Origin of the sequence: Marinobacter confluentis (genome assembly GCF_004785685.1) — a bacterium.
GTDB lineage: Bacteria > Pseudomonadota > Gammaproteobacteria > Pseudomonadales > Oleiphilaceae > Marinobacter > Marinobacter confluentis.
The window spans coordinates 703,565-728,018 of record NZ_SRPF01000002.1; the positions used below are offsets into that span (position 1 = coordinate 703,565).

Consider the following 24,454-nt stretch of genomic DNA (forward strand, 5'->3'; position numbering starts at 1 on the left):
GGCACTATATCAATTTTTTTTGATATTGTTGTTGATCCCGAAAATGAACCCATCTAGACTGCGTTTCATGACATCTACCGCTGCACAGATACCGTCGGAGCATCCTTCCGAAGTCGACACACTCGCCCCCATCTTCAAGGCGAGCGGTGATCCGCTTCGGCTGGAAATTCTGCGCGTGCTGCGCCGCGATACGTTTGGTGTTCTTGAGCTCAGCCAGCTTTTCGACATGCGCCAGTCAGGCATGAGCCACCACCTGAAAGTGATGAACAAAGCAGGATTACTGGAGCCTCAGCGCGAGGGCAACGCCATCTTCTACCGGCGCCCCCTGCACCTGGACAGCGAAAAGCTGATCGACAAAACCATCCGTCAGATTTTCGATGCCGTGGACCGGATAGCTCTGCCCCAGCACCTGCAGGAAAAGATCCAGGCCATCCGCAACCAGCGAGCGGACCAGTCCCAGGCGTTCTTCGCCCGCTACGCGGAAAAATTCCGCGAACAGCAGGAACTGATCGCCGCCTTCGATCTTTACGCCCAGCCCGTTGCAGAGCTGATTGGCAAGCGTTCGAAGAAGCAGCGCTGGAAAACCGCCCTGGAAATCGGGCCCGGAGAGGGCGGCTTTCTTCCGGTGCTGTCGAAAGCCTGCGAACACGTGGTGGCCCTGGACAATTCCCGGGACATGCTGGCGAAAGCCACCCGAACCTGCATTGACGAGCGGTTGAATAACATCGATCTGATCGAGGGCGTGACCGACAACCTGCTGGCCCGGGGCGATGCTTTCGACCTGGTGGTTGCCAATATGGTGCTGCACCACGTGCCCAGCCCGGCGGATATTTTTCTGGACGCATCGGCGCTGATGAACAACGGCGGCTGCCTGGTTATCAGTGATCTGTGCAGCCACGACCAGGACTGGGCCAAAGAGAATTGCGGTGACTTGTGGCTGGGCTTCGAGCCGGAAGAACTCACCAGTTGGGCGGACGACGCCGGGCTGGTTGCGGGAGAGTCACTGTTCATCGGATTACGTAACGGATTCCAGGTACAGGTACGGGAATTCTGGAAGACCGCCGAGGCTGACTGACTTCAAATATCGAATACATATCAAAGTTTTTTGATATAGAATTGTGTACGCTTCGTACAGTAACTCACAACAACGCTTATAGAGGAAAAAGCACCTATGGCTGATTACAGCATCTTTACGTCCGAATCGGTCTCAGAAGGCCATCCTGACAAACTGGCAGACCAGATTTCCGATGCCGTACTCGACGCCATCCTTGTGGACGATCCCCACGCCCGTGTTGCCTGCGAAACCATGGTAAAAACCGGCGTGGCTATCGTCGGTGGCGAAATCACCACCAACGCCTGGGTAGATCTGGAAGATCTGGTCCGTGGCGTGATCAAGGACATTGGTTACACCTCTTCTAAAGTTGGCTACGACGGCGATACCTGCGGCGTCATCAACATCATCGGCAAGCAGTCCGTCGACATCGCCCAGGGCGTTGACCGCCAGAAGCCGGAAGACCAGGGCGCCGGCGACCAGGGCCTGATGTTCGGCTACGCCAGCAATGAAACCGAAGTGCTGATGCCTGCGCCGATCACTTTCGCGCACCGACTGATGGAACGCCAGGCCGAGGCCCGCAAAGGCGGCCTGCTGCCCTGGCTGCGCCCGGACGCGAAGAGCCAGGTGACCTGCAGCTACAAAGACGGCCGGGTATCCGGTATCGACGCTGTGGTTCTGTCAACCCAGCACGACGAAGACGTGTCACAGGCCGATCTGAAAGAAGCGGTGATGGAGCTGATCGTCAAGAACGTGCTGCCGGCTGAACTGCTGCACAAGGACACCGAATTCCACATCAACCCGACTGGCAAATTCGTCATCGGCGGCCCCGTTGGCGACTGCGGCCTGACCGGCCGCAAGATCATCGTAGACACCTACGGCGGCATGGCCCGCCACGGCGGCGGCGCCTTCTCCGGCAAAGACCCGTCCAAGGTCGACCGCTCAGCAGCCTACGCCGGCCGCTACGTTGCCAAGAACATCGTCGCCGCTGGCCTGGCCGACAAGTGCGAAATCCAGGTTTCCTACGCCATCGGCGTGGCACAGCCAACGTCGATCTCATTGAACACCTTCGGCACTGGCAAGATCAGTGACGACAAGATCATCAAACTGGTGCGCGAGCACTTTGACCTGCGGCCCTATGCGATCACCAACATGCTGGACCTGCTGCACCCGATGTACCGGGCCACAGCAGCCTACGGCCACTTCGGCCGCGAGCCACAGCAAGTCACCGTGGGTGGAAAGACCTTTACGACTTTCCCATGGGAGAAGACCGACCGCGCTGCTGCCCTGAAGGACGCGGCCGGGGTTTGATCTCGGGCTTGGGTTAGCTCTCAGCTTTCGTGATAGCGGCGCTGAGGGCTTCTAGAAAAAGACGGCAATCACCAAAAGTTCAACGAGGCAGTGGGGGGATCTTCTCCCCGGAATGTGGTCGGCCAAGGATGGCCGACCCCAAGCGCACATGGGTCAAGCCGAGCGCTTATGAAGCGAAGCTTCATGCGACAGCTGGACGACAGCAATCTGCGATTGCTGGCCGGACCCCGCCAGGGGTGCTCGTAGCGTTTCCGGGGAGAAGATCCCCCCACCGCCGACAAGCACAAGTTTCGAGGCTAGGAGATCAAACTCCGGGGCCAAAAGTTAAAACGAGGAGCAAAAAATGAGCACTCCAGCAGAAAAACTGCAGCAATTCGACGACTACAAAGTACGCGATATCACCCTGGCGGCCTGGGGCCGTAAAGAGATCAACATCGCCGAAGGCGAAATGCCAGCCTTGATCAAGCTTCGTGAAAAGTACAAAGGCGAGCAGCCGCTGAAAGGCGCGAACATCATGGGTTGTATTCACATGACCATTCAGACCGCCGTACTGATCGAGACGCTGATCGAGCTTGGCGCAGAGGTACGCTGGTCATCGTGCAACATCTTCTCCACCCAGGACCAGGCCGCTGCCGCCATCGCTGAGCGCGGCATCCCAGTTTTCGCATGGAAAGGCGAGACCGACGAAGAATACGACTGGTGCCTCGAGCGCACTGTCGGTGCCGACGTCGAAGGCTGGAAGCCCAACATGATTCTGGACGACGGCGGCGATCTGACCGCCCTGCTGCACGAAAAGTATCCGGAAATCCTGCGCAACTGCCACGGCGTGACCGAAGAAACCACCACCGGTGTACACCGCCTGCAGGAAATGATGCGCGAAGGTACCCTCAAAGTACCGGCCATCAACGTGAATGATTCCGTCACCAAGGCCAAGAACGACAACAAATACGGTTGCCGTCACAGCCTGAACGACGCCATCAAGCGCGCTACCGACCACCTGATGTCCGGCAAGAAAGCCCTGGTCATCGGCTATGGCGATGTGGGCAAGGGCTCTGCTGCCTCTCTGCGTCAGGAAGGCATGATCGTGAAGGTCACTGAATCCGATCCGATCTGCGCCATGCAGGCCTGCATGGACGGTTTTGAGGTGGTGTCCCCGTACATCGACGGCATCAACACCGGCACAGAATCGTGCATCAACAAGCCGCTGCTGCAGAACACCGACATTCTGGTGACCACCACCGGCAACATGAACGTGTGTGACTCCAACATGCTCAAGGCGATCAAGAGCGGCGCGATTGTTTGTAACATTGGCCACTTTGATAACGAAATCGACACCGCCTACATGCGCAAACACTGGGAATGGGACGAGGTGAAGCCGCAGGTTCACGTGATCTATCGTGACAAGGCCACCAACGATCATCTGTTGCTGCTGTCTGAAGGCCGCCTGGTGAACCTGGGTAACGCGACCGGTCACCCGTCGCGGATCATGGACGGTTCCTTCGCCAACCAGGTGCTGGCCCAGATGTACCTGTTTGAGCGCAAGTTTGCTGATCTGCCGGAAGAAGCCCGCGATAAAGGCATCTACGTGCAGGTTCTGCCGAAGCACCTGGACGAAGAAGTCGCCCGTGCCATGGTAGAAGGTTTCGGTGGCGTCATGACCAAGATGACTCCGGAACAGGCGAAGTATATTGGTGTACCGGTCGAAGGCCCGTACAAGCCGGAAAGCTACAAGTACTGATTGGGTAACAACATGGAATCCCAGAAGCAGTTCAAGCGCCGTTTCAGCTTTGAATTTTTCCCACCCAAAACCGATGCGGGCAAGGAAAAGCTACAAACGGTGCGGGGCCAACTGGCCGAGGTTGACCCGGATTTTTTCTCGGTCACCTTTGGTGCTGGCGGTTCAACCCGTGACCGCACCATTGAAACCGTGATCAACCTGCACAAACAGGGCATTTCCACAGCGCCCCACCTTTCCTGCGTGGGTGGTACCCGCCAGGAAATCGGGGAGCTGCTGGACCTGTACAGGGAAAACGGAGTCAACCGGATTGTCGCGCTGCGCGGTGACATGCCCTCGGGCATGGGCGCCGCCGGTGAGCTGCGCTACGCCAATGAGCTGGTCAGCTTTATCCGCGAACACAGTGGCGATACCTTTAATCTGGAAGTGGCGGCCTATCCGGAGTTTCATCCCCAGGCCCGTACCGCCGAGGAAGATCTGAAGAACTTCGCCCGCAAGGTCGAAGCTGGGGCCAACAGCGCCATCACCCAGTACTTCTTCAACCCGGACAGCTACTTCTATTTTATAGACCGGCTGGAAAAGATGGGTGTCACCATTCCGGTGGTGCCGGGCATCATGCCCATCGTCAATTTTTCCAACCTGACCCGGTTTTCCGACATGTGCGGGGCAGAAATTCCGCGCTGGATTCGCAAGCAGCTGGAAGCCTACGGCGACGACAGCGAGAGCATCCGCCAGTTTGGTGAAGAAGTGGTCACCAACATGTGTGAAAAACTGCTGGAAGCGGGGGCTCCCGGTCTTCACTTTTACACGCTGAACCAGGCAGAGCCTAGCCTCAGCATCTGGAAAAATCTCGGCATTGGCGAGCGCGAACGCATCCCGTTCTAGAAGTAAGTCAATTCCACCTTTCGCTAACCCGTATCACCGGCGATTCACTGAAATCGCGGCCTCAATGGTCTAAGGTGGTACGGGTGCTTTTGTTTATAAGGCCCAAAACGCGAAAGGAGAAAGCATGAATAACAAATGGCTGAAAACCGTAGGCGCGAGCCTGGCACTGACCGTAGCGGCGGGCACTGTAAGCGCTGAGACCCTCCGGGTTGTGACGGACCCGAGTTTCGTTCCTTTTGAGATGATGGATCAGGAAACCGGTGAGATGATCGGTTTCGATATGGAGATTATTCGCGAAGTCGCTGATCGGGCCGGTTTTGAAATCGACCTGAACACCATGGACTTCAACGGCATTATTCCGGCCCTGCAGACCGGCAACGTGGATATCGCCATCGCCGGCATCACCATTACCGCCGAGCGCGAGGAAATTGTTGATTTTTCCGACCCGTACTACGATTCCGGCCTGCGGATTCTGGTGCGCAAGGGTAACGAGGACGTGACTGAATTCAGCGACCTCGAAGGCAAGAAAATCGGCACCAAAATCGGCTCCACCAGCTATGACTATCTCACCGAAAACATCGAAGCAGACGATGGCGTAACGCCCTACCCGGGAAGCTCCGATATGTATATGGCGCTGATGTCCCGTGCTATCGATGCGGTTTTCTACGACGCACCGAACGTCGGCTACTTCGCCCGCACCAAGGGTGAAGGTAAAGTGCAGACCGTTGGCCCGCTTTATGAAGGCCAGCAGTATGGCATTGCACTCAAAAGCGGCAGTGAATGGGTTGATGACGTTAATGACGCCCTGGCCGCCATGAAGGAAGACGGCACCTACAAGACCATTTACGAGAAATGGTTTGGCCCGATGCCGGAAGGTAAATAAGGGCAACCGGGCCCTGGCGGCCTGAACCCCTGAGCCGGGGCAGATTTGCCCCGGCCACTCCCGACTGCACCATCCTTCGGAGATTCTCACTGTGGAATTTCAGTTTCAGTTCGACTGGCAAGCGGCCATCGACTCGATCCCTTTCCTGATCGAAGGGATTCCCTACACCCTGATGATTTCGTTCGGCGGCCTGATTATCGGCTTTGGCCTGGGCATCTTTTTTGGCCTGCTGAGCATCAACAAGAACTGGTTCCTGCGCTGGCCTGCCACGGCCTACATCGAAATATTCCGTGGCACGCCTATTCTCGTGCAGGTGCTGTTCATCTTCTACGGCTTACCGGATTTGATTGGCGCTCCCATTGAGCCGCTAACCGCCGGTATTGCCGCCATTGCCCTGAACTCCGGCGCCTACATTTCGGAAGTGGTTCGCGGTGGCGTGCAATCCATCGACAAGGGCCAGACCGAAGCCGGGCTCTCGCTTGGGCTGTCCCGCAATCAGACTTTCTGGTCCATCGTATGGCCCCAGGCCTTCCGCCGGATGATTCCACCACTGGGCAACCAGGCCATCGTCAGCATCAAGGACACATCTCTGTTCTCGGTCATCGGCGTGGGTGAACTTGTGCGCCAGGGCCAGATCTACATTGCCAATACCTTCACCGCGTTCGAGGTGTATTTTGTGGTGGCCATTCTGTACCTGTGCATCACCCTGACACTGTCCATCATCCTCCGCTTCGTCGAGCGGCGCGGACTTGCTTCTGTCTGAAGGAATTCTGATCATGACTGATATTGTGAACATGAAGGGCATGAACAAGTATTTCGGCCCGTTGCATGTCCTCAAGGAAATTGACCTGACGGTTGCCAAGGGCGAAGTAGTCGTGGTGATTGGCGCCAGCGGCTCGGGAAAATCCACGTTGATCCGCTGCGTGAACGGCCTTGAAGAATTCGAGTCCGGCGAGCTGACGGTAGACGGCCACCCGCTGGCACCCAGAAGCGGCAACCCGCAGTCCCTGGCGGAAATCCGCAAGGAAGTGGGCATGGTGTTCCAGCAGTTCAACCTGTTCCCACATCTGACGGTGAAACAGAACATCATGCTGGCCCCGAAGAAAGTGAAAGACGCCTCACAAAGCGAGGCCAGTGAGATAGCTGAGCGGTTGCTGAACCGCGTGGGTATAGGAAACCAGGCGGACAAGTACCCCACGCACCTGTCCGGCGGCCAGCAACAGCGGGTGGCGATCGCTCGCGCCCTGGCCATGGACCCCAGGTTGATGCTGTTCGACGAACCCACGTCAGCCCTTGACCCGGAAATGATCGGTGAAGTGCTGGACGTGATGCGTGAACTGGCAAAAGAAGGCATGACCATGATGGTGGTCACTCACGAAATGGGCTTCGCCCGGGAAGTGGCGGACCGGGTTATCTACATTCATGAAGGCAGGATTGTGGAAGAAGGAAAACCCGCCGACGTTTTTGATAATCCACAGAACGAGCGGACCCAGGCGTTTCTTTCGAGGGTATTGGCGCACTGACGGTAATTGGCGAGTAACTTTGACTAAAAGATTTTCGGGACTGCGGTTATTTATCCCACTGACGCTGCTGCTAATGCTGGTTGCGTGCAGTGACCCACCACCTGCCTATCAATCCCTGGGGCGGGATGCCGTGGTACTGGCCTTTGGGGACAGCGTCACCCACGGCACTGGAGCCCAGGCGGGAGAAGACTTCCCCACGCTGCTGGCCCGGGATACCGGGTGGCAGGTGGTCAACGCCGGAATACCCGGCGACACTGCCGAAAAAGCCCGGGGACGAATTGGGGGACTGCTACAGGAGCACGATCCGGAACTGGTCATCGTTGAGCTGGGTGGCAATGATTTTCTGCGGCGCCAGCCGGCAACGCAGGTAAAGGAACATCTGCGGGAAATTATCAACGCTGTGCGCGATTACGGCGCCCTTCCCGTGCTGGTGGCGGTCCCGGAATTCTCCGTGATCAGCGCCACCGTCGGCAGCCTGTCAGACTCACCCATTTACGAGGAACTGGCCGCAGAAGAAAGCATCCTGCTAATAGACGATGTTTTTTCAGAAGTGCTCTCCGAAGAACGCCTGAGGGCCGACCGGATTCACCCGAACGCGCAGGGCTATCGGCAACTGGCTGACGGCATTGCCGAGGCGCTCACCGAGGCAGGACTTAAAAACCAGATCGCACCTTGAGTTCAAGCAATATCTTTCAGTTGTGCGCTTACCCCAGGATCAACCCGGTCCGCTTCCCGCGCCAGGTTAACACTCATCGCCACCTGCGCTACGCTCATCAAATCATGCGGAATATCCCGTTTCTGCCTATCGGAGAACCAGGACAGCACGTCCGCAAGATGCCATATACCCGCTGCTCCCTCATGAATCGGTAAAGGGAAGCTGGCCAGGTTGGTCTGGATAAGTTTCCTCATATTCTGTCTGGAAAATGCCAACAGCCTTGCCATCTCCGAAATACCGACGAGATCGGGCCCGGCTTCTACCAACTTCGCTTCTGGCACAGCCATTTTTACATCGCGCAATGCAGTCATAAGCGCCGCCTCAGCAGATTCTGCTTCACGGCTTAAGTTCAGTGCCAGGCGGCCTTTCTGGCCAAGACCAATAATTGCGTCATCACAGCCGGCTTCAAACAACCGCGCTTCCAGTGTCTCTGAGTCGATTAATTCGGGCACTGCGAAGGTCAATGTAAAATCGAAGTCACTGGTCACTTTCATCCTCTCTCGTCAGATCCGCTAGCCCAGAGCAGTTATCCACGATTCGACGAATCTGCCGGGCATGATTTCCAGCATTTCTGGGAGTGCTCCAGATGCTGGCAACACAGAACTCTCCGCATCTGCACTGTGAATCATTAGCAGGGCAATACATCCGGCCCCAGGCGTGGCCACTCCGCATTTCTATCCGCCAGCCGTTTTCCTCGGCATAAACCAGGGCAGCCTCAATCTCTTTGTCTTTGTGACGTCTACGGACCATTTCGGCCATTCCATAGCCTATAGTATAGGCCAGGTTGTCATATGACAACCTGGCCTATCCAATTAGTCTCAAATGTCGTTTCTAAATCAGGGGGGATTTAACTACCGACTATCACCGACCCAGACCCAATCGTCACACCCCCACAGGTAATGGCACCACCAGTTACCGCGGCAGGTATGCCGTCAATCATCACGGTGCCGGAACCTGCGGCAATGGCGCGGGGGTGAGGCGGGTGCTTGGGTTTGGAATGAGGCGCCAGGGGGTCACCTACACGGGCGACAGGCTTGCCGTCGACCATGACCGTGGGGGAACCGGCAATTACGGGTGTGGGCGGAAATCCCTGGTGCTCTGTACCCAGGTCGCCAAGAAGAACAATGGCTTTGCTCATATCGCATCCTTTGCGTTGCATTCATCCGTGTTTGAATCCCCCATAATATACTGCCAGGGCCCCTTAGCCAAATCACAGCACTGGCGACAGGCACCCCGTGACCAGTATCATTGGCACCCTGAATTCCTAGGAGGCCCTCCATGCGCAACGCCGATCTCATCGCCCGCGATATCAAGTCCGTCTGGCATCCCTGTACCCAGATGAAGGATTACGAAACCCTGGGGCCGGTGCCCGTCAAGCGGGGCAGTGGCGTCTGGCTGGAAGACTTCGACGGCAACCGGTATATCGATGCCGTGAGTTCCTGGTGGGTCAACCTCTTCGGCCACGCCAACCCCCGCATCAATGAGGCCATCCAGAAACAGATCGGCGAATTGGAACACGTGATCATGGCAGGCTTCACCCATGAACCCGTGGTGAATCTGTCTGAGCGCCTGATTGAGGTCACACCGGACGGCCTGTCCAAGTGCTTCTACGCCGACAACGGATCGTCTGCCGTCGAGTGTGCCCTGAAGATGAGCTATCACTACTGGAAAAACCACGGCAAGCCGACCAAGAAGAATTTCGTCAACCTGAGCAACAGCTACCACGGTGAAACCCTGGGCGCCCTGGCACTGGGCGACGTGCCACTCTATAAGGAAACCTACGCGCCGCTGCTGATGGAAGTCATCACCGCTCCATCCCCGGACGCCTACAACAAGGAAGCCGGCGAAACCGACGAGGACTACGCACTGCGGCAGTTCGAAGCCATGGAAAAGATCCTGGCGGAGAAACACGACGAAATCTGCGCCGTGGTCACCGAGCCGCTAATCCAGTGCGCCGGCGGTATGCGCATGCATCACCCGATTTACCACACCAAACTGCGCGAAGCCTGTGACCGTTATGGCGTTCACCTGATTGCCGACGAAATCGCCGTAGGCTTTGGCCGCACCGGGACCCTGTTTGCCTCCGAGCAGTCGAACATCACGCCAGATTTCATGTGCCTGTCCAAGGGACTGACCGCCGGTTACCTGCCCTTGTCCGTGGTGGTCACCACCGATGACGTTTTCAACGCCTTCTACGACGACTACGAAACCCTGAAAGCGTTCCTGCATTCCCACAGCTACACCGGCAACCCCATCGGCTGCGCCGTGGCACTGGCAACACTGGACATCTTTCGCGACGATAACGTGATTGAGAACAACAAGCGCCTGAGCCAGGTGATGGGCGAATCTGTGGCCCACCTGGCTGACCATCCCCACGTTGGCGATGTCCGCCAGACAGGCATGACCCTGGCCGTGGAAATGGTCAAAAACAAAGCCACCAAAGAGCCATTCCCGTTTGCAGAACGGCGCGGCATGCGGGTATTCAAACACGCCCTGACCCGCGAAGCCCTGCTGCGCCCCCTGGGCAACGTGAGCTACTTCATGCCGCCTTATGTCATCACCGAGGAGCAGATCCGCCACCTTGGGCAGGTGCTGACCGAAGGCATCGACATCGCGACCAGGGACTGAGCCAACCACCATGCGCATCCCCCGCATCTTCACCGACTCGCCGCTGACTGTTGGCAGCCGGTGCGACCTGGACGACAACGCGGCCAACCACACAGGCCGCGTTCTGCGCATGCAGGCGGGGCAATCACTGCTGCTGTTCAACGGCAACGGCAATGACTACACCGCCACGATTACCGAAGCAGGCAAGAAACGGGTCGAAGTCGAGGTTGAAAGTGCCGCACCCAACCTCACCGAATCCAACCTCGAGATCGTCCTCGGCCAGACCCTCTCCAAAGGCGACCGCATGGACTACGCGGTACAGAAAGCCGTGGAAATGGGCGTCACCCGCATTGTCCCCCTGGCCACCGAACGCTCCGAAGTCAAACTCAAAGGCGACCGTGAAGACAAACGCCTGCGCCACTGGCGCCAGGTCGCCATCAGCGCCGCCGAACAATGCGGCCGCGCAAAGGTACCGGACATACTCCCGGTCATGACCCTACCCGACTGGTTCAACCACGCCGGCGACTGCGACCTGCGCCTGGTAATGCACCACCGCACAGAGCAGTCGTTAGACTCGATGAACAGACCCACCCGAATCGCCCTGATGATCGGCCCCGAAGGCGGGTTAAGCCAGGACGAGATCGCCGCTGCTGAAACAGCCGGTTTTTTACCGGTAGCACTGGGACCAAGAGTCCTGAGAACAGAAACCGCCCCCGTAGCAGCCATGGCCCTGTGCCAGTGGCTCTGGGGCGACATCGGATACTAGCCACTCCGACCGTAACGCCGTCTCAGCCCGGCACGGCAGTCATTGACAGGGGCGGGGCCGACCAACATGATCCGTGTGCAGTTATAGCGCCGTTAAGGACAACTCCGAAGTCGGGGCTGTATTACGGGGAGAGGCTTCCAAAACTGTGCGGAGCCAAGGATGGCGGAGCCCAAGCGTCACATGGATTTGCCGCAAGGAGCGTGTTTTGGAAGCCTCTCCCCGTAATGTAGCAAACTCCAGACCATAAAAAGCGAACACCGGATGACAAGCCTGCTAAGCAATCAAGAATTCTGGCAATACCTCAGCATCCCCGTCATTGCCGCCCTGATCGGCTGGACCACCAACTGGCTGGCCATCAAAATGACCTTCTACCCGCTGGAATTCGTCGGCAAACCACCCCTGCTTGGCTGGCAAGGCATCATCCCCTCAAAAGCCCGGAAAATGGCCGCCATTAGCGTTGACGCCACCATCTCCAAGATTGGCACCGTGCGGGAAATCTTCCAGCAGATCGACCCCAAAGTACTCGCGGCCCACATTATCAGCACCGTCGAACCGCGCACCGAAGAATACGTCGACGAACTCATGCTGCAGGAATATCCCACCTTCTGGGAAAACCTGCCCGCCTCCGCCCGCAGAATGGTGTACGACCGGGTACGCAAATCCACCCCGCACCTGGTGGACAATCTGGTCGACGACGTATCGGACAATATCGAAGACCTGCTGGACATCAAAGGCATGGTCATCGACCGCCTGGCCAAAGACAAACGCCTGCTCAACCGGATATTCCTAGAATGCGGCGAAGTGGAATTCCGCTTTATCGTCAACTCCGGCTTCTACTTCGGCTTCCTGTTCGGCCTGATCCAGATGACCGTCTGGTACTTTTACCAGAGCTGGTGGGTGCTTCCCTTCTTCGGCCTGCTGGTCGGCTACGCCACCAACTGGATTGCCCTGAACGTCATCTTCCGGCCCCTGCACGAGAAAAAAGTCGGCCCATTCAGGCTGCAGGGGCTGTTCCTGAAGCGCCAGCAGGAAGTGGCGGAATCTTTCTGCCACATAGTGACCCATGAAATCCTGACCGTAGGCAACATCATCAACGCCATTATGGACGGCCCCAAAGGGGACCGTGCCAGCAACATGGTCAAAAAACACATCAAGCCCCTGGTGGATGAGACCGCCGGGCTCGGCAAGGCACTGACCCAGGTTGCCTTCGGCCCCACCGGCTTCGCCACCCTGAAGAGCCAGGTTGGCGAGAAAGCGCTGGAAATTTCCCGGGTTTCCTTCAATAACCCGGTGTTTGAAACCGATCGCGCAAAAGCCGTGGAATCCATCATGGTAGAGCGGATGATTGCCCTGTCTTCTGAAGAATTCCAGGACCTGCTACGCCCCTGTTTCCAGGAAGATGAGATCAAATTGATCCTGGTGGGCGCCTTCCTCGGCTTTACCGCTGGTGTTGGCCAGCTTGTTTTCGTCTTTGGCGGGTCAGTTTTTTAGAAAACAACGTAAAACAAGCGGTTGTGACCGTGGCAGAACCGAAGTGACGCTCTATACTGCATAGACAGGGACGATGCAGTTCCCGGACATTCGTTCACTTCCCGGAGGCAAAGGATGCCAGGCTTATTTTCCTGGTTTACGGCGAAATTCTCGCCACGCACTTCTGTGGCGGCCCAGCCCAGCCCTCGCCTGTTAAACCCCACCGGAAGGCCTGGGCTGACATATGAAGCTGCTCAGCAGCCGTCCACCCTCGAGCTGGAAAAACATCTCTTCTGCTGGCTGCTGGACGCGCCGCCGGCAGCACTTACCCGTGAGCAGGACAGTGGCGCCCAGTCGATACTCCATACCCTGGAACAGCGCATCCACCGGCAGACGCTGGACGAGCTGCCGCGTCGACCGATGACACTGCCCATGCTGACCCGTGCGCTGTCCGACGAAAAAACCGACCGTAAAGAGCTGGCTGAAATCATCCTCAGCGACCCGGCGCTGACCGATCAGCTCTTGCATGTGGCCAACAGCCCATTGTTCCGCACCGGCGACAAGCCCATTGAGTCTGTGGACCAGGCAGTTTTCCGCCTGGGCCTTAACGGCATCCGCAACGTGATTTCAGCCGCGGTGATGCGGCCCATGATGGCCGCCCGTAACAGCCGTGAAGCCCTTTTTGCACAACGGGTCTGGCGTTGGGGGCTGACCTGCGCCAAAGCGGCGGAACTGGTCTCGGCACTCAGGGAAAAAGACAGCAGCCTGTACTTTATGACCGGGCTGCTGCCGGCCCTGTCCTATATCACCCTGCGGCGGGAATTACAGCGTATCTGTCGCTCGGCACCGCAACCGTTTGAACCGTCTCCCAGCCTTACACATCAGGCCTTGTCACGTTTTCAGTGGGCGACTGCCCAGGTGCTGGCCAATGAATGGAATCTGGAACCGGAATACCACGCGCGCCTGATGGAAGCCGAGCGGCCCACACCAAACCAGACCCACGCGCCTCTGAACGATGGCATCATCATTGGCACCCGAGAAATACTTCGTCATGCCCACCAGAAGAACATGGCAGAAGAAGACGTACTGAAACTGGTGCATATTCCACCCGACCAGTTTGTCCGGATACGGCGGATCATTCTTGACTCAATTGAAGCAGGGTCAAAAGCCAGGGCCTGACGCTTTGGCTTTGGCTTCGGCTTTCGCTTCGCTACCCAGTTCGTCAGTCAACAGTTTTGCGAAGGTGACCGACTCGTACTCTTCATGATGGGTCAGCAGATCTCTGGGGATGCTGTAGGGCAGCCGATCCACAACACGATCCTCATCGGCGCGAATCGCCCCCAGAACACGCCCGATAGTCACAATCTCCAGCGAGCAGGCAGGCACCAGGCAATCCCCGTTGCGACCGGCCAGGCTGATCAGCCCCGCACGGATCAGCTTGTCACTGAGGTTGCGTGTCACTTCCCCGGGCACCCGCAACAGGCTTTCCAGGTCCTCCTGCTGCGGTGCCGGTTTGCCCTGATGGAAGGGTTTCGCCACCAGCCACATGAGGGCAAGGCCGGTTTTCTCAAGCAATTCCGGGGAGAGCCGCACCTTGTAACGCTTGGCAACCGAACCGGGATTCTGCAGATAGAACGCAATACTGGAACCCAGCAGCAGAATCATCCAGTTCAGATAGACCCAGATCAGCAGGATGATCCCGATCGCGAAGCTGGAATAAATGGCGGCGTACTTTGCCGAGCCGGCCACGAAGGAGGCGAACAGCATGCCCGCCGCCTGCCAGGAAACACCGGCAATCAGGCCGCCGATAAACGCGTATTTCACCTTCACCCGGGTGTTGGGAATAAATACATAAACGAACGTAAAGGCGCCCACAACCATCACAAAGGGCGTGAAACGGCTTATGAAAATAATGATCGAGCCCAGCGGCTCAATTTCCATCAGAGTCTGCACAATGGTGGAGGAAAAAATCGTGGCGGTAATGCCAATGGCAGATACCATCAGCAAGGGTCCGACCATGATCACGCTGAGATAGTTGCTGAAACGCTGGGCCATGGACCGCATATCCGGCACCCGCCAGATCATGTTGAACGAGCGCTCGATTTTCTGGACCAGGGAAATGACCGTATAAACCAGAAGCGCCAGGCCAACCGAACCCAGCACCCCCACTTTCATATTGTCCACAAACCCCAGAATCTGTTCTGCCAACTGCACCCCCTGGGGGCCCATTGGCTGGAAGAACTGGTATAGCATGGGCTCCATTCGCTGATGCACCCCCAGTGCTTTGAGCACCGAGAAACTCAGGGCAAGTAGCGGGACTATGCTCAGCAGGGTGGTGTAGACCAGGCTCATGGCGTGTAGCGCAAGATGGCCGAGCACCAGATCCCGCGCCAGCGCATAAGCCGTGCGCCCGGTCTTGTAGAGCCAGGTCCAGGGCCAGCTCTGGGGCGGGTCGGGGTTGGCCAGTATCCAGTCTTCAGCGGCCTTGAGCCGGTCCTTGAATTGCGATGAAGCCACGGGCAATCCTGCGTTCGTTTATTTTTTACAGTTTTCAGTCAGATAACAGACCATACGCAGAGTATGGCTGAAAAGTAAAAAGTATCGATGAAAGTTTGGGCCATTGTGGCGGTTTCACGGGACCGGTTCTCAGGCCCCCGCCAGATTCTTCGCCGTTATGTGAACAATTCGCTGTCTTGCCTCCTGACTCGCCCAGGCTGAGTGGGGCGTGACGATCAGGTTCGGGATATCATCCGCCAGCAAGGGGTTGCCGTTTCGCGGTGGCTCTTCCGTCAGCACATCAAAGCCGGCACCGGCTATGGTTCCTTTTCGCAGGGCATCCGCCAGCGCCTGTTCATCCACCAGGCCGCCACGGCTGGTGTTGATCAGCAGGGCCGAGGGTTTCATCATCGCCAGCTCCCGCTCGCCGATCATATGGCGGGTTTCTTCGGTCAGAAGGCAATGAAGGGAGAGCACGTCCGCCCGCTGCAGCAACTCATCCATTGCAACCTGGGGGTAGCCATCCCGCTCACCGGTGGACTGGCCCGGGCGGGCGCCCAGCAGAATATTCATACCAAAGGCTTTGGCCCGCTCAACCACGCCCCGCCCCAGGTCACCGTAACCGACAAGCCCCAGCGTGCGGCCTTCCAGCTCCATAATCGGGTGCCCCATAAGGCAGAACATGTCGCTGTCGGCCCAGCGCCCGGCTCGCACGTCCCGGTCGTAATCAATAAGCCGGGTTGCCAGGGCAAGAATGAGCGCCAGGGTGTGCTGCGCTACGGTCGAGCGGCCATAATTGGTCACGTTCATGACCCTGATGCCGTGCTCTTTCGCCGCCTGCTGATCAATGTTGTTGATCCCTGTGGCGACCACGGCAATGGTCTTGAGCCCCGGGCTCGCCTCAAAGTGCGCCCTGGTCAGCACCACCTTGTTGACCAGTACCGTGTCAAAGCCCTGGATTCTCTCCAGCACCTGGTCCGGCCCGGTGTGTCCATGCAGAACCAGATCACCGGTTACGTCGGTAATGGGCGACAGGTCAACGTCGTCGCCAAGGGTATCCGCATCCAGAAAAACTGCTTTCATTATTGCCTCTCCACAAACAAACCCCAAGAGTAAGTTAGACTGGGTGAAACCGCCAAATTCCCAAAGGAGATCACCAATGGAACATGAATTCTGGCACAAGCGCTGGGCCAATAAAGAAATCGGCTTTCACGAAGGCTCGGTGAATCAATACCTGTATCAACACTGGCCCGAACTCGCCGGCAAGGGCGCGGGCACGGTCCTTGTTCCGCTCTGTGGCAAAGCCCATGACCTGTGGTGGCTGCATGACCGTGGCCATCCGGTAATCGGAGTGGAACTGAGCGATATTGCCTGTAAGGACTTTTTCGAAGAAGCCGGCGAAAAGGCCATGGTGCACCCCGGCGAGCCCTTCACCGTGTTCCGGCACGACAACCTGGAGATCTGGAACGGCGATTTTTTCCAACTGGTGCCGTCGGAACTCTCTCATGTGCGACTGGTGTACGACCGCGCCGCCCTGATCGCCCTGCCACCAGAGCTGCGCCCGAAATACGTGGAGCACCTGACAGCCGTCACTCCCGAAAATACCCGGACCCTGCTCATTACCCTGGACTATGATGGGTCACCCACTGCACCGCCGTTCAACGTCAGCAACGACGAAGTCCATGAGCTCTATGCCGAGGATTACCACATCGAGCACATCCACACCCAGACCCTGGCTAACGACCATCCGTTCGCAAAACGCAAAGGATTAACGGGTGCAACCGAAAGCGTTTTCCGCCTGACCCGGCGGTAACATAATTTAATGAACCTTAACCATGTTCGGTCTGTCCAAGCCTCCGAGCTTGAACTAAGCTCAGAATAACCCGCGCGGAAAAGCACTGGCGAAAGCCACCGTGTTTTTCTGCCGGGCTCTCCCTATCATTTCACCCATAACCATAACGACCGACCGAAAGGACGGAGCCAACAGCAGACGGGGAAGTTGCGTGATTTAGAAGCTGTATTTACACAGTATGAGAGCAAGCGAGGCACCATCTATGAGCATTATGCAGCATTTCAAAGACCGGTATGAAGCCACTCAGGAGGAAGAATACACCCTTGAGGAATACCTGGAGATCTGCAAGAAGGACCCAGCGGCATACGCCACTGCCGCAGAAAGAATGTTACTGGCCATCGGCGAGCCGGAACCCATCGACACCTCCCGTGACTCCCGGCTGTCACGCATCTTTTCCAATAAAGTCATCAAGCGTTACCCCGAATTCTCTGAGTTCTACGGCATGGAAGAAGCCGTCGAAAACATCGTTTCTTTCTTCCGCCATGCCGCCCAGGGCCTGGAGGAGAAGAAACAGATTCTGTACCTGCTCGGCCCCGTTGGTGGTGGTAAGTCCTCGCTGGCCGAAAAGCTCAAGTTACTGATGCAGAAAGTGCCCTTCTACGCCATCAAGGGCTCACCGGTGAACGAATCCCCCCTGGGCCTGTTCGACCCGGCAGAAGACGCCGCGATTCTGGAAGAGGAGTACGGCATTCCGCCCCGCTATCTCAAGTCCATCATGTCGCCCTGGGCGGTAAAGCGCCTTCATGAATACGGCGGCGACATCAGCCAGTTCCGGGTGGTCAAGATGTACCCATCGGTACTGGACCAGATCGGTGTTTCCAAGACCGAGCCCGGCGATGACAACAACCAGGACATTTCCGCGCTGGTGGGCAAGGTCAACATTCGCATGCTGGAGGATTATTCCCAGGATGACCCGGACGCCTACAGCTTCAGCGGCGGTCTGTGTAAGGCCAATCAGGGTCTGATGGAATTCGTGGAGATGTTCAAGGCGCCCATCAAGGTGCTGCATCCTCTTTTGACGGCAACCCAGGAAGGCAACTACAACACCACCGAGGGCATGGGTTCAGTGCCCTTCGACGGCGTCATTCTGGCTCACTCGAACGAATCCGAGTGGCAGACTTTCCGCAATAACAAGCACAACGAGGCCTTTCTTGACCGGGTCTATATCGTCAAGGTGCCCTACTGTGTGCGGGTGACCGAAGAGATCGATATCTATCGCAAACTGCTGCGAGACAGCTCCCTGTCCGGTGCGCCCTGCGCCCCGGATACCCTGGACATGCTGGCGCAGTTCTCGATTCTGTCGCGGATCAAGGAGCCGGAAAACTCCAGTATCTTCTCCAAGATGCGGGTCTATGACGGCCAGAACATCAAGGATACCGACCCCAAGGCCAAATCGATTCAGGAATACCGGGATGCCGCAGGCGTGAACGAAGGAATGGACGGGCTGTCGACACGCTTTGCGTTCAAGATCCTGTCCAAGGTGTTCAATTTCGACACCACGGAAGTGGCCGCCAACCCGGTTCACCTGCTTTATGTGCTCGAAAAGCAGATCGAGCAGGAGCAATACCCGGCGGAGGTTCAGGACCGGTACCTGCGGTTCATCAAGGAATTCCTGGCGCCTCACTACGTGGAATTCATCGGCAAGGAAATCCAGACCGCCTACCTGGAAAGCTACAGCGAGTACGGCCAGAACCTGTTCGACCGCTACGTCACCTATGCCGATTTCTGGATACAGGATCAGGAGTATCGGGATCCGGAAACCGGGGAGATTCTCGACCGTTCGTCCATCAATGACGAGCTGGAAAAAATCGAGAAACCGGCGGGCATCAGCAACCCCAAAGACTTCCGCAACGAAGTGGTCAACTTCGTGCTGCGGGCGCGGGCCAACAACCAGGGGCGCAACCCGTCCTGGCTCAGCTATGAAAAACTGCGCAGCGTGATCGAGAAGAAAATGTTCTCGAACACTGAAGATCTGCTGCCGGTTATTTCCTTTAATCCCAAGGCCAGCCAGGAAGATCAGAACAAGCACAAACAGTTCGTCGAGCGTATGGTCGATCGAGGCTACACCGAAAAGCAGGTCCGCTTACTGGCGGAATGGTACCTGCGTGTTCGCAAGTCTCATTAAGCATGGCGTAATACGCTGTACGGGAGTAACGCTATGGGCATGACCCACATAGTCGACCGGCGACTGAACGGTAAGAACAAAAGCGCGGTGAACCGGGAACGGTTCCTGCGCCGTTATCGCCACCACATCAAGAAAGCGGTGGCAGACGCGGTGCATCGGCGCTCGATTACCGATATTGAACGCGGCGAAAAAGTCAGCATCCCCGCAAGGGATACCGACGAGCCGATTTTCCACCACGGCCAGGGCGGCAAACGGGAAGTGGTACACCCCGGCAACAAGGAATTCGTGGCCGGAGACGAACTGCCGAAGCCGGAGGGCGGCGGCGGTCAGGGCCAGGGGCAAGGACAGGCCAGCCCCGACGGTGAAGGCATGGACGAATTCGCCTTCCAGATTACCCAGGAAGAGTTCCTGGAATTCCTGTTTGACGATCTGGAACTGCCAAACCTCGCCCGCAAGAAGCTGAAAGACACCGAAGCGTTCAAGTATGTTCGCTCCGGGTTTTCCACCCAGGGCGTTCCCGCCAGACTGGATGTGGTTCGCTCCCTGCGTGGTGCCCACGCACGAAGACTGGGCCTGGGCGGCGCCCGCAAGAAAAAAATCCGCGAAATGGAGCGCCAGCTGGAAGCCCTGAAAAGCGCTCCCGCAGACCTGGACGCAGCCTTCAGCCACGAAGACCAGATCAAGGCAATGGAAGAGGAAATCGCGGAGCTGAAAGCCAATGTCCGCAAGATTCCGTTTATCGATGAAATCGACCTGCGCTACCGCCAGCACCTGAAGCAGCCACAACCGGCCACCAGCGCGGTGATGTTCTGCCTGATGGACGTATCCGGGTCCATGACCCAGATGCACAAGGACATCGCCAAGCGGTTTTTCATTCTGCTCTATCTGTTCCTGAAAAAGAGCTACAAGAAAATCGACGTGGTGTTTATCCGCCACCACACCAGTGCCAAGGAAGTGGACGAGGAAGAGTTTTTCTATTCCCGGGAAACCGGCGGCACGATCGTGTCCAGCGCCCTGAAGCTGATGCAGAAAATCATCGAGTCCCGCTACTCACCGGCGGAGTGGAACATCTACGCCGCCCAGGCGTCTGACGGCGACAACTGGAACGATGACTCACCGGTCTGCGGCAAGCTGCTGGCCGACAGCATCCTGCCGCTGGTGCAGTATTACGCCTATGTGGAAATCACACCCCAGGATCATCAGATGCTCTGGTACGAATATGAAAGGCTGCAAGAGCAGTTTCCCCAGAGCTTTGCCCTGCAGCAGATTGCAGACCCTGGCGAGATTTACCCGGTGTTCCGCCAGCTGTTCGAGAGGAAAGCCGCATGACCAACCTGATGGATCGTTCTTTTCAGGACCGCCCCGGCGGGGAGGACACGCCCACCTCGGCGGAGAGGCAAAAGCCCATTTCGACCAGCTCGGAGTGGACCTTTGAGCTGATTCAGCAGTACGACGACGAAATTGCCAAATGCGCCGCGGAATTCGGCCTGGACACCTACCCCAACCAGGTGGAAGTGATCAGCGCCGAACAGATGATGGATGCCTACAGCTCCGTGGGCATGCCGGTAGGCTACCATCACTGGTCCTTCGGCAAGCAGTTTCTGTCTACGTCCAAAGGTTACCAACGTGGCCAGATGGGGCTGGCCTACGAGATCGTGATCAACTCCAACCCCTGCATCGCCTACCTGATGGAAGAGAACACCCTGCCCATGCAGGCCCTGGTGATTGCCCATGCCTCCTATGGCCACAACTCGTTTTTCAAGGGCAACTACCTGTTCCGCACCTGGACCGACGCCAGCGCTATTATCGATTATCTGGTGTTTGCCCGGGATTACGTGGCCGAGTGCGAAGAACGCCACGGGCTGGATGCGGTGGAGCAGATTCTGGACTCCTGCCACGCCCTTATGAACTATGGGGTGGACCGCTACAAGCGCCCGTCGCCGATTTCCGCAGCGGAAGAAGCCCGACGCCAGAAGGACCGGGAAGAGTACCAGCAGCGCCGACTGAACGACCTGTGGCGCACGATTCCAAAGCCCGGCGAGGACGACGATCCGATCAAACGCAAACAGCGCTTCCCGGAGGAACCTCAGGAAAACATTCTCTATTTCATCGAGAAAAACGCGCCCTTGCTGGAGACCTGGCAACGGGAAATCATTCGCATCGTGCGCAAGCTGGCCCAGTACTTTTACCCCCAGCGCCAGACCCAGGTGATGAACGAGGGCTGGGCCACTTTCTGGCACTACACCCTGCTGCACCGGATGTACGACAAGGGCCTTGTGAATGATGGCTTCATGCTGGAATTCCTGCAGAGCCATTCTGCGGTCGTATATCAGCCGCCGTTCGACAGCCCCTGGTACTCGGGCATCAACCCATACACTCTGGGCTATTCCATTTTCACCGACTTGCGGCGAATCTGCGAAAACCCGACTGCCGAGGACCGGGAGTGGTTCCCCGACATCGCAGGTTCCGACTGGCTGGAAACCCTGCATTTCGCCATGAAGAACTTCAAGGACGAGAGCTTTATCCAACAGTTCCTGTCGCCCAAGGTGATGCGGGACATGAAGTTCTTTGCGATCCAGAATGACGATCTGGAGGATGTCTACCGGGTGACCGCCATTCACGACGACCCGGGCTACCGCGCATTGAGAGAAAAACTCGCCCGCCAGTACAACCTGAGCTATCGCGAACCCAACATTCAGGTGTGGAATGTGGACGTTCGGGGCGACCGGTCGCTGACCCTGCGGCATGTGCCCGTGGACCGGGTGCCACTGGGTGATGCCACAGAAGAAGTGCTGCGCCATGTGCATCGGCTGTGGGGCTTTGACGTGCATCTGGAGAGCGTGGATAACGGGACTGTGATTGGCGAAAGTCACTGCCCACCACGGGAGTCCAAAGAAGACTAGAACGCCGCTAGAACGACCACTCCACACCCGCGTAGAAGGTGCGGCCGGGGCCAGGCTCGAAGTAACCCCGGTCCGCCACGGGCCGGTCGGCATTGGCATTAACGCGCACATTGGCAAAGTAATCTTCGTCCAGGAGATTGCGCAGGCCAGCGTACACACTTAAGGTCTGGTCACCGATCAGGAACCGGTCGCCGACCCTCGCACTCAACAGCCAGACATCACTGACTTCGGTCTGGTTGCTGTTCTCCGCGTAGAACTCGCCAATGTACTGGCTTTCCAGCGCTGCAAACCGGCCGCCGGCACCCTGCCATTTCACCTCATTGACCCAGAGGGTTGAGGGCAGACCGGGAATATCATTGCCGTCGGCATCGTTGCCCTGCTCGTCGGTAAAGTCCCGCAGTTCATAGTCCGCCAGGGTCAGCGCGCTGGTCACACGCCAGGCGTAGGAAATATCCCAGTCGATGCCCAGCTCCAAACCCTGACGGCGGGTCTCACCGGCGTTCCGGTAAAAGGTCTGCGCGCCCTGATCATTGATCACGATCTCATCATCAACAAGAATGGAAAAGATCGCGACGTCGAAGGCAAGGCCCTCTCCGATCACGCCGCGCATGCCGAGCTCGCGATTCAGCGCCTGCTGGGGCTCAATATCCGGGTTGAAGCCATTGCCGCCATCCGGGTTGGCGAACTCTGTGAACGTGGGCGACTCAAATGCCGTGCCTACCGTGGCGTAGACCTGGTGCTGGGGCGCAAACCGGTAGCTCAATCCGACCACGCCACTGACCTCACGGAAGGTGCGGGAACCAGAATCATCCGCAACGCTGTCGCCGGAATCAAACGCGGTATCGTTAAAAAACCGGTCGTCTATGGCCAGGCGTAATTGATCCCACCTTGCACCCAGGGACAGATTCCACTGATCCGTTAACGCAAGATCTCCCTGGCCGAATACCGCGAAATTGGTCGCCGTTTGCGCCTCGTCCTGAATCTGACCGGGATTGAATACCACGCGGTACCGGCGACGGTCGTCTTCCTGACGCTGCAGATCCGCACCGACCACCCATTTAAACGTCCGACCAGTGAGTTCAGACACCTGCTGATATTGCGCACCTGTGCCGTAAAAATTCCTGTCGTACGCGATCTGACTCGGGCCTGGGAATGGCAGCTGCTGACGGAAATCCCGGCGGTTGTAGAAAGTGTTGACGGTCAGGGTGCCCGGCAACAGCTGACTGTCCCGGTACTCAACCCCCAGGGTCTGTTGATCCACCGATTGCGCGCTGTCCAGCGACTTTGCATTGTCAGTGGCCTGGTTCCGGTCTTCGGCTACCTGCGCGGCGGTGAGACCCGCAGGATCTTCGGATTTGGGGTTATACAGGGCGTTAAAGGTGGCGGTCACCCGCCGGCCTTCACTCAGAACGTGGGACAGGCGGCCGTTGAAGATGCCCTTCTCGGCTTCGCTCTGCTCCCGGTGACCGTTGACATTCAGCCAGGACAGGGTGCCGACGGCGCTGGTGTTGCCGTTCACACCGCTGCCCTGAACCGTGGCTTTGCGATAATCGTCACTGCCGCCATCAAGCCGTATGCGGCCACCTTGCGGCAGTTCATCGCCCCGGGCGGTGGTGATATCGATAACCCCACCTGCCGCGTTGCCGTACTGGACCGACGCCGGCCCTCGGATCACTTCGATGCGCTGCGCGGAGTCCAGATCAATGGAATCAACCTGGGACTGGCCATCCGGCAACGTGTAGGGAATGCCGTCCACCTGGATGCGGATACCCCGAATACCAAACGGCGACCGTGCGCCGAACCCGCGGGTAGACAGCCGCAGGTTCTGGGCAAAGTTATACCGGTTCTGGAAAAACAGGCCGGGCACCGTGCTGAGGGATTCGTCCAGTTGCAGACGTTGCTGGCCTTCGCGAATTTCAGGAGCGTTGGTCACCGATACGGCTGCGGGAGTCTCGTAAAGGTTTCGTTCAAGTCGTGGAGAAGTCACGGTGATGAATGGTTCAGCGGCATCCTCTTCCGACTGTGCCCAGACATTTGGCGCAACAAGACTGAGCGCCATGGCTGGAAGTAGCCACAGGGACTGGTGTGCAACTGCCGTCATAAACCTTCACTCCCGTTCTCGGTTCCAGAGT

21 protein-coding genes are annotated in these 24,454 nt (G+C 57.6%); 16 read left to right on the forward strand and 5 right to left on the reverse strand.

Translation table 11 applies throughout. The features are described 5' to 3' along the window. The first annotated feature begins 67 nt into the window (after window positions 1-67). The 8 genes from E5Q11_RS08855 to E5Q11_RS08890 all read left to right on the forward strand — a co-directional run bounded on the left by E5Q11_RS08855 (window position 68) and on the right by E5Q11_RS08890 (window position 8,064). A complete protein-coding gene (locus E5Q11_RS08855) occupies window positions 68-1,075 on the forward strand; it encodes a metalloregulator ArsR/SmtB family transcription factor (RefSeq protein ID WP_135803028.1) in 1,008 nt (335 codons plus the stop codon). A 96-nt stretch (window positions 1,076-1,171) separates the two neighbouring features. Further along, window positions 1,172-2,362: a methionine adenosyltransferase gene (gene metK / locus E5Q11_RS08860; protein WP_135803029.1), complete on the forward strand. Its 1,191-nt coding sequence runs from the start codon at window positions 1,172-1,174 to the stop codon at window positions 2,360-2,362. 343 nt (window positions 2,363-2,705) lie between these two features. Continuing rightward, the gene (gene ahcY / locus E5Q11_RS08865) at window positions 2,706-4,100 is read left to right on the forward strand and encodes an adenosylhomocysteinase (protein WP_135803030.1); all 1,395 of its coding nucleotides are present in this window, start codon (window positions 2,706-2,708) and stop codon (window positions 4,098-4,100) included. 12 nt (window positions 4,101-4,112) lie between these two features. After that, the gene (gene metF, locus E5Q11_RS08870; protein ID WP_135803031.1) at window positions 4,113-4,982 is read left to right on the forward strand and encodes a methylenetetrahydrofolate reductase [NAD(P)H]; all 870 of its coding nucleotides are present in this window, start codon (window positions 4,113-4,115) and stop codon (window positions 4,980-4,982) included. Between the two features lie 124 nt (window positions 4,983-5,106). Further along, the gene (locus E5Q11_RS08875) at window positions 5,107-5,865 is read left to right on the forward strand and encodes a transporter substrate-binding domain-containing protein (RefSeq protein WP_135803032.1); all 759 of its coding nucleotides are present in this window, start codon (window positions 5,107-5,109) and stop codon (window positions 5,863-5,865) included. Window positions 5,866-5,956: 91 nt separating this feature from the next. After that, a complete protein-coding gene (locus tag E5Q11_RS08880) occupies window positions 5,957-6,628 on the forward strand; it encodes an amino acid ABC transporter permease (RefSeq protein WP_135803033.1) in 672 nt (223 codons plus the stop codon). A gap of 13 nt (window positions 6,629-6,641) precedes the next feature. After that, a complete protein-coding gene (locus tag E5Q11_RS08885) occupies window positions 6,642-7,388 on the forward strand; it encodes an amino acid ABC transporter ATP-binding protein (RefSeq protein ID WP_135803034.1) in 747 nt (248 codons plus the stop codon). A gap of 19 nt (window positions 7,389-7,407) precedes the next feature. Next, the gene (locus tag E5Q11_RS08890) at window positions 7,408-8,064 is read left to right on the forward strand and encodes a GDSL-type esterase/lipase family protein (RefSeq protein ID WP_210426302.1); all 657 of its coding nucleotides are present in this window, start codon (window positions 7,408-7,410) and stop codon (window positions 8,062-8,064) included. 2 nt (window positions 8,065-8,066) lie between these two features. Here E5Q11_RS08890 and E5Q11_RS08895 read toward each other — a convergent pair whose 3' ends face one another. Beyond that, window positions 8,067-8,597 carry a helix-turn-helix transcriptional regulator gene (locus E5Q11_RS08895; RefSeq protein ID WP_135803035.1) on the reverse strand — a complete coding sequence of 177 codons (531 nt, stop codon included), beginning with the start codon at window positions 8,595-8,597 and terminating at the stop codon, window positions 8,067-8,069. A gap of 353 nt (window positions 8,598-8,950) precedes the next feature. Further along, window positions 8,951-9,241, reverse strand: coding sequence for a type VI secretion system PAAR protein (locus E5Q11_RS08905; protein WP_135803037.1), 291 nt, complete (start codon window positions 9,239-9,241; stop codon window positions 8,951-8,953). Window positions 9,242-9,381: 140 nt separating this feature from the next. Here E5Q11_RS08905 and E5Q11_RS08910 point away from each other — a divergent pair, with 140 nt between their 5' ends. The 4 genes from E5Q11_RS08910 (at window position 9,382) to E5Q11_RS08925 (ending at window position 14,125) form a co-directional block, all read left to right on the forward strand. Beyond that, window positions 9,382-10,731, forward strand: a complete 1,350-nt coding sequence (locus E5Q11_RS08910) for an adenosylmethionine--8-amino-7-oxononanoate transaminase (protein ID WP_135803038.1) — start codon at window positions 9,382-9,384, stop codon at window positions 10,729-10,731. A gap of 10 nt (window positions 10,732-10,741) precedes the next feature. After that, window positions 10,742-11,476, forward strand: a complete 735-nt coding sequence (locus E5Q11_RS08915; protein WP_135803039.1) for a 16S rRNA (uracil(1498)-N(3))-methyltransferase — start codon at window positions 10,742-10,744, stop codon at window positions 11,474-11,476. Between the two features lie 261 nt (window positions 11,477-11,737). Further along, window positions 11,738-12,967: a hypothetical protein gene (locus E5Q11_RS08920; RefSeq protein ID WP_135803040.1), complete on the forward strand. Its 1,230-nt coding sequence runs from the start codon at window positions 11,738-11,740 to the stop codon at window positions 12,965-12,967. A gap of 114 nt (window positions 12,968-13,081) precedes the next feature. After that, window positions 13,082-14,125, forward strand: a complete 1,044-nt coding sequence (locus E5Q11_RS08925; protein WP_135803041.1) for an HDOD domain-containing protein — start codon at window positions 13,082-13,084, stop codon at window positions 14,123-14,125. On the opposite strand, the gene E5Q11_RS08930 is transcribed toward E5Q11_RS08925, so the two are convergent. Both E5Q11_RS08930 and E5Q11_RS08935 read right to left on the reverse strand, forming a co-directional pair. Next, a complete protein-coding gene (locus E5Q11_RS08930; protein ID WP_135803042.1) occupies window positions 14,108-15,463 on the reverse strand; it encodes a YihY/virulence factor BrkB family protein in 1,356 nt (451 codons plus the stop codon). The genes E5Q11_RS08925 and E5Q11_RS08930 overlap by 18 nt on opposite strands. Before the next feature lie 129 nt (window positions 15,464-15,592). Continuing rightward, window positions 15,593-16,525 carry a D-2-hydroxyacid dehydrogenase gene (locus E5Q11_RS08935; RefSeq protein WP_135803043.1) on the reverse strand — a complete coding sequence of 311 codons (933 nt, stop codon included), beginning with the start codon at window positions 16,523-16,525 and terminating at the stop codon, window positions 15,593-15,595. 76 nt (window positions 16,526-16,601) lie between these two features. Between E5Q11_RS08935 and tmpT the strand changes: the two genes are divergently transcribed. The 4 genes from tmpT to E5Q11_RS08955 all read left to right on the forward strand — a co-directional run bounded on the left by tmpT (window position 16,602) and on the right by E5Q11_RS08955 (window position 22,322). Continuing rightward, entirely contained in the window at window positions 16,602-17,255 is a 654-nt protein-coding gene (tmpT, locus tag E5Q11_RS08940; protein WP_135803044.1) for a thiopurine S-methyltransferase, read from the forward strand. Between the two features lie 241 nt (window positions 17,256-17,496). Then, window positions 17,497-19,419: a PrkA family serine protein kinase gene (locus E5Q11_RS08945; protein ID WP_135803045.1), complete on the forward strand. Its 1,923-nt coding sequence runs from the start codon at window positions 17,497-17,499 to the stop codon at window positions 19,417-19,419. Window positions 19,420-19,458: 39 nt separating this feature from the next. Beyond that, the gene (locus E5Q11_RS08950; RefSeq protein WP_210426315.1) at window positions 19,459-20,748 is read left to right on the forward strand and encodes a YeaH/YhbH family protein; all 1,290 of its coding nucleotides are present in this window, start codon (window positions 19,459-19,461) and stop codon (window positions 20,746-20,748) included. An 8-nt stretch (window positions 20,749-20,756) separates the two neighbouring features. Continuing rightward, window positions 20,757-22,322 (forward strand): SpoVR family protein, encoded by a 1,566-nt coding sequence (locus tag E5Q11_RS08955; protein WP_228260636.1) that lies wholly within the window; start codon window positions 20,757-20,759, stop codon window positions 22,320-22,322. 7 nt (window positions 22,323-22,329) lie between these two features. Here the strand turns inward: E5Q11_RS08955 and E5Q11_RS08960 are convergent, their stop codons facing one another. Beyond that, window positions 22,330-24,423, reverse strand: a complete 2,094-nt coding sequence (locus tag E5Q11_RS08960; RefSeq protein ID WP_135803048.1) for a TonB-dependent receptor family protein — start codon at window positions 24,421-24,423, stop codon at window positions 22,330-22,332. Between the last annotated feature and the right edge of the window lie 31 nt (window positions 24,424-24,454).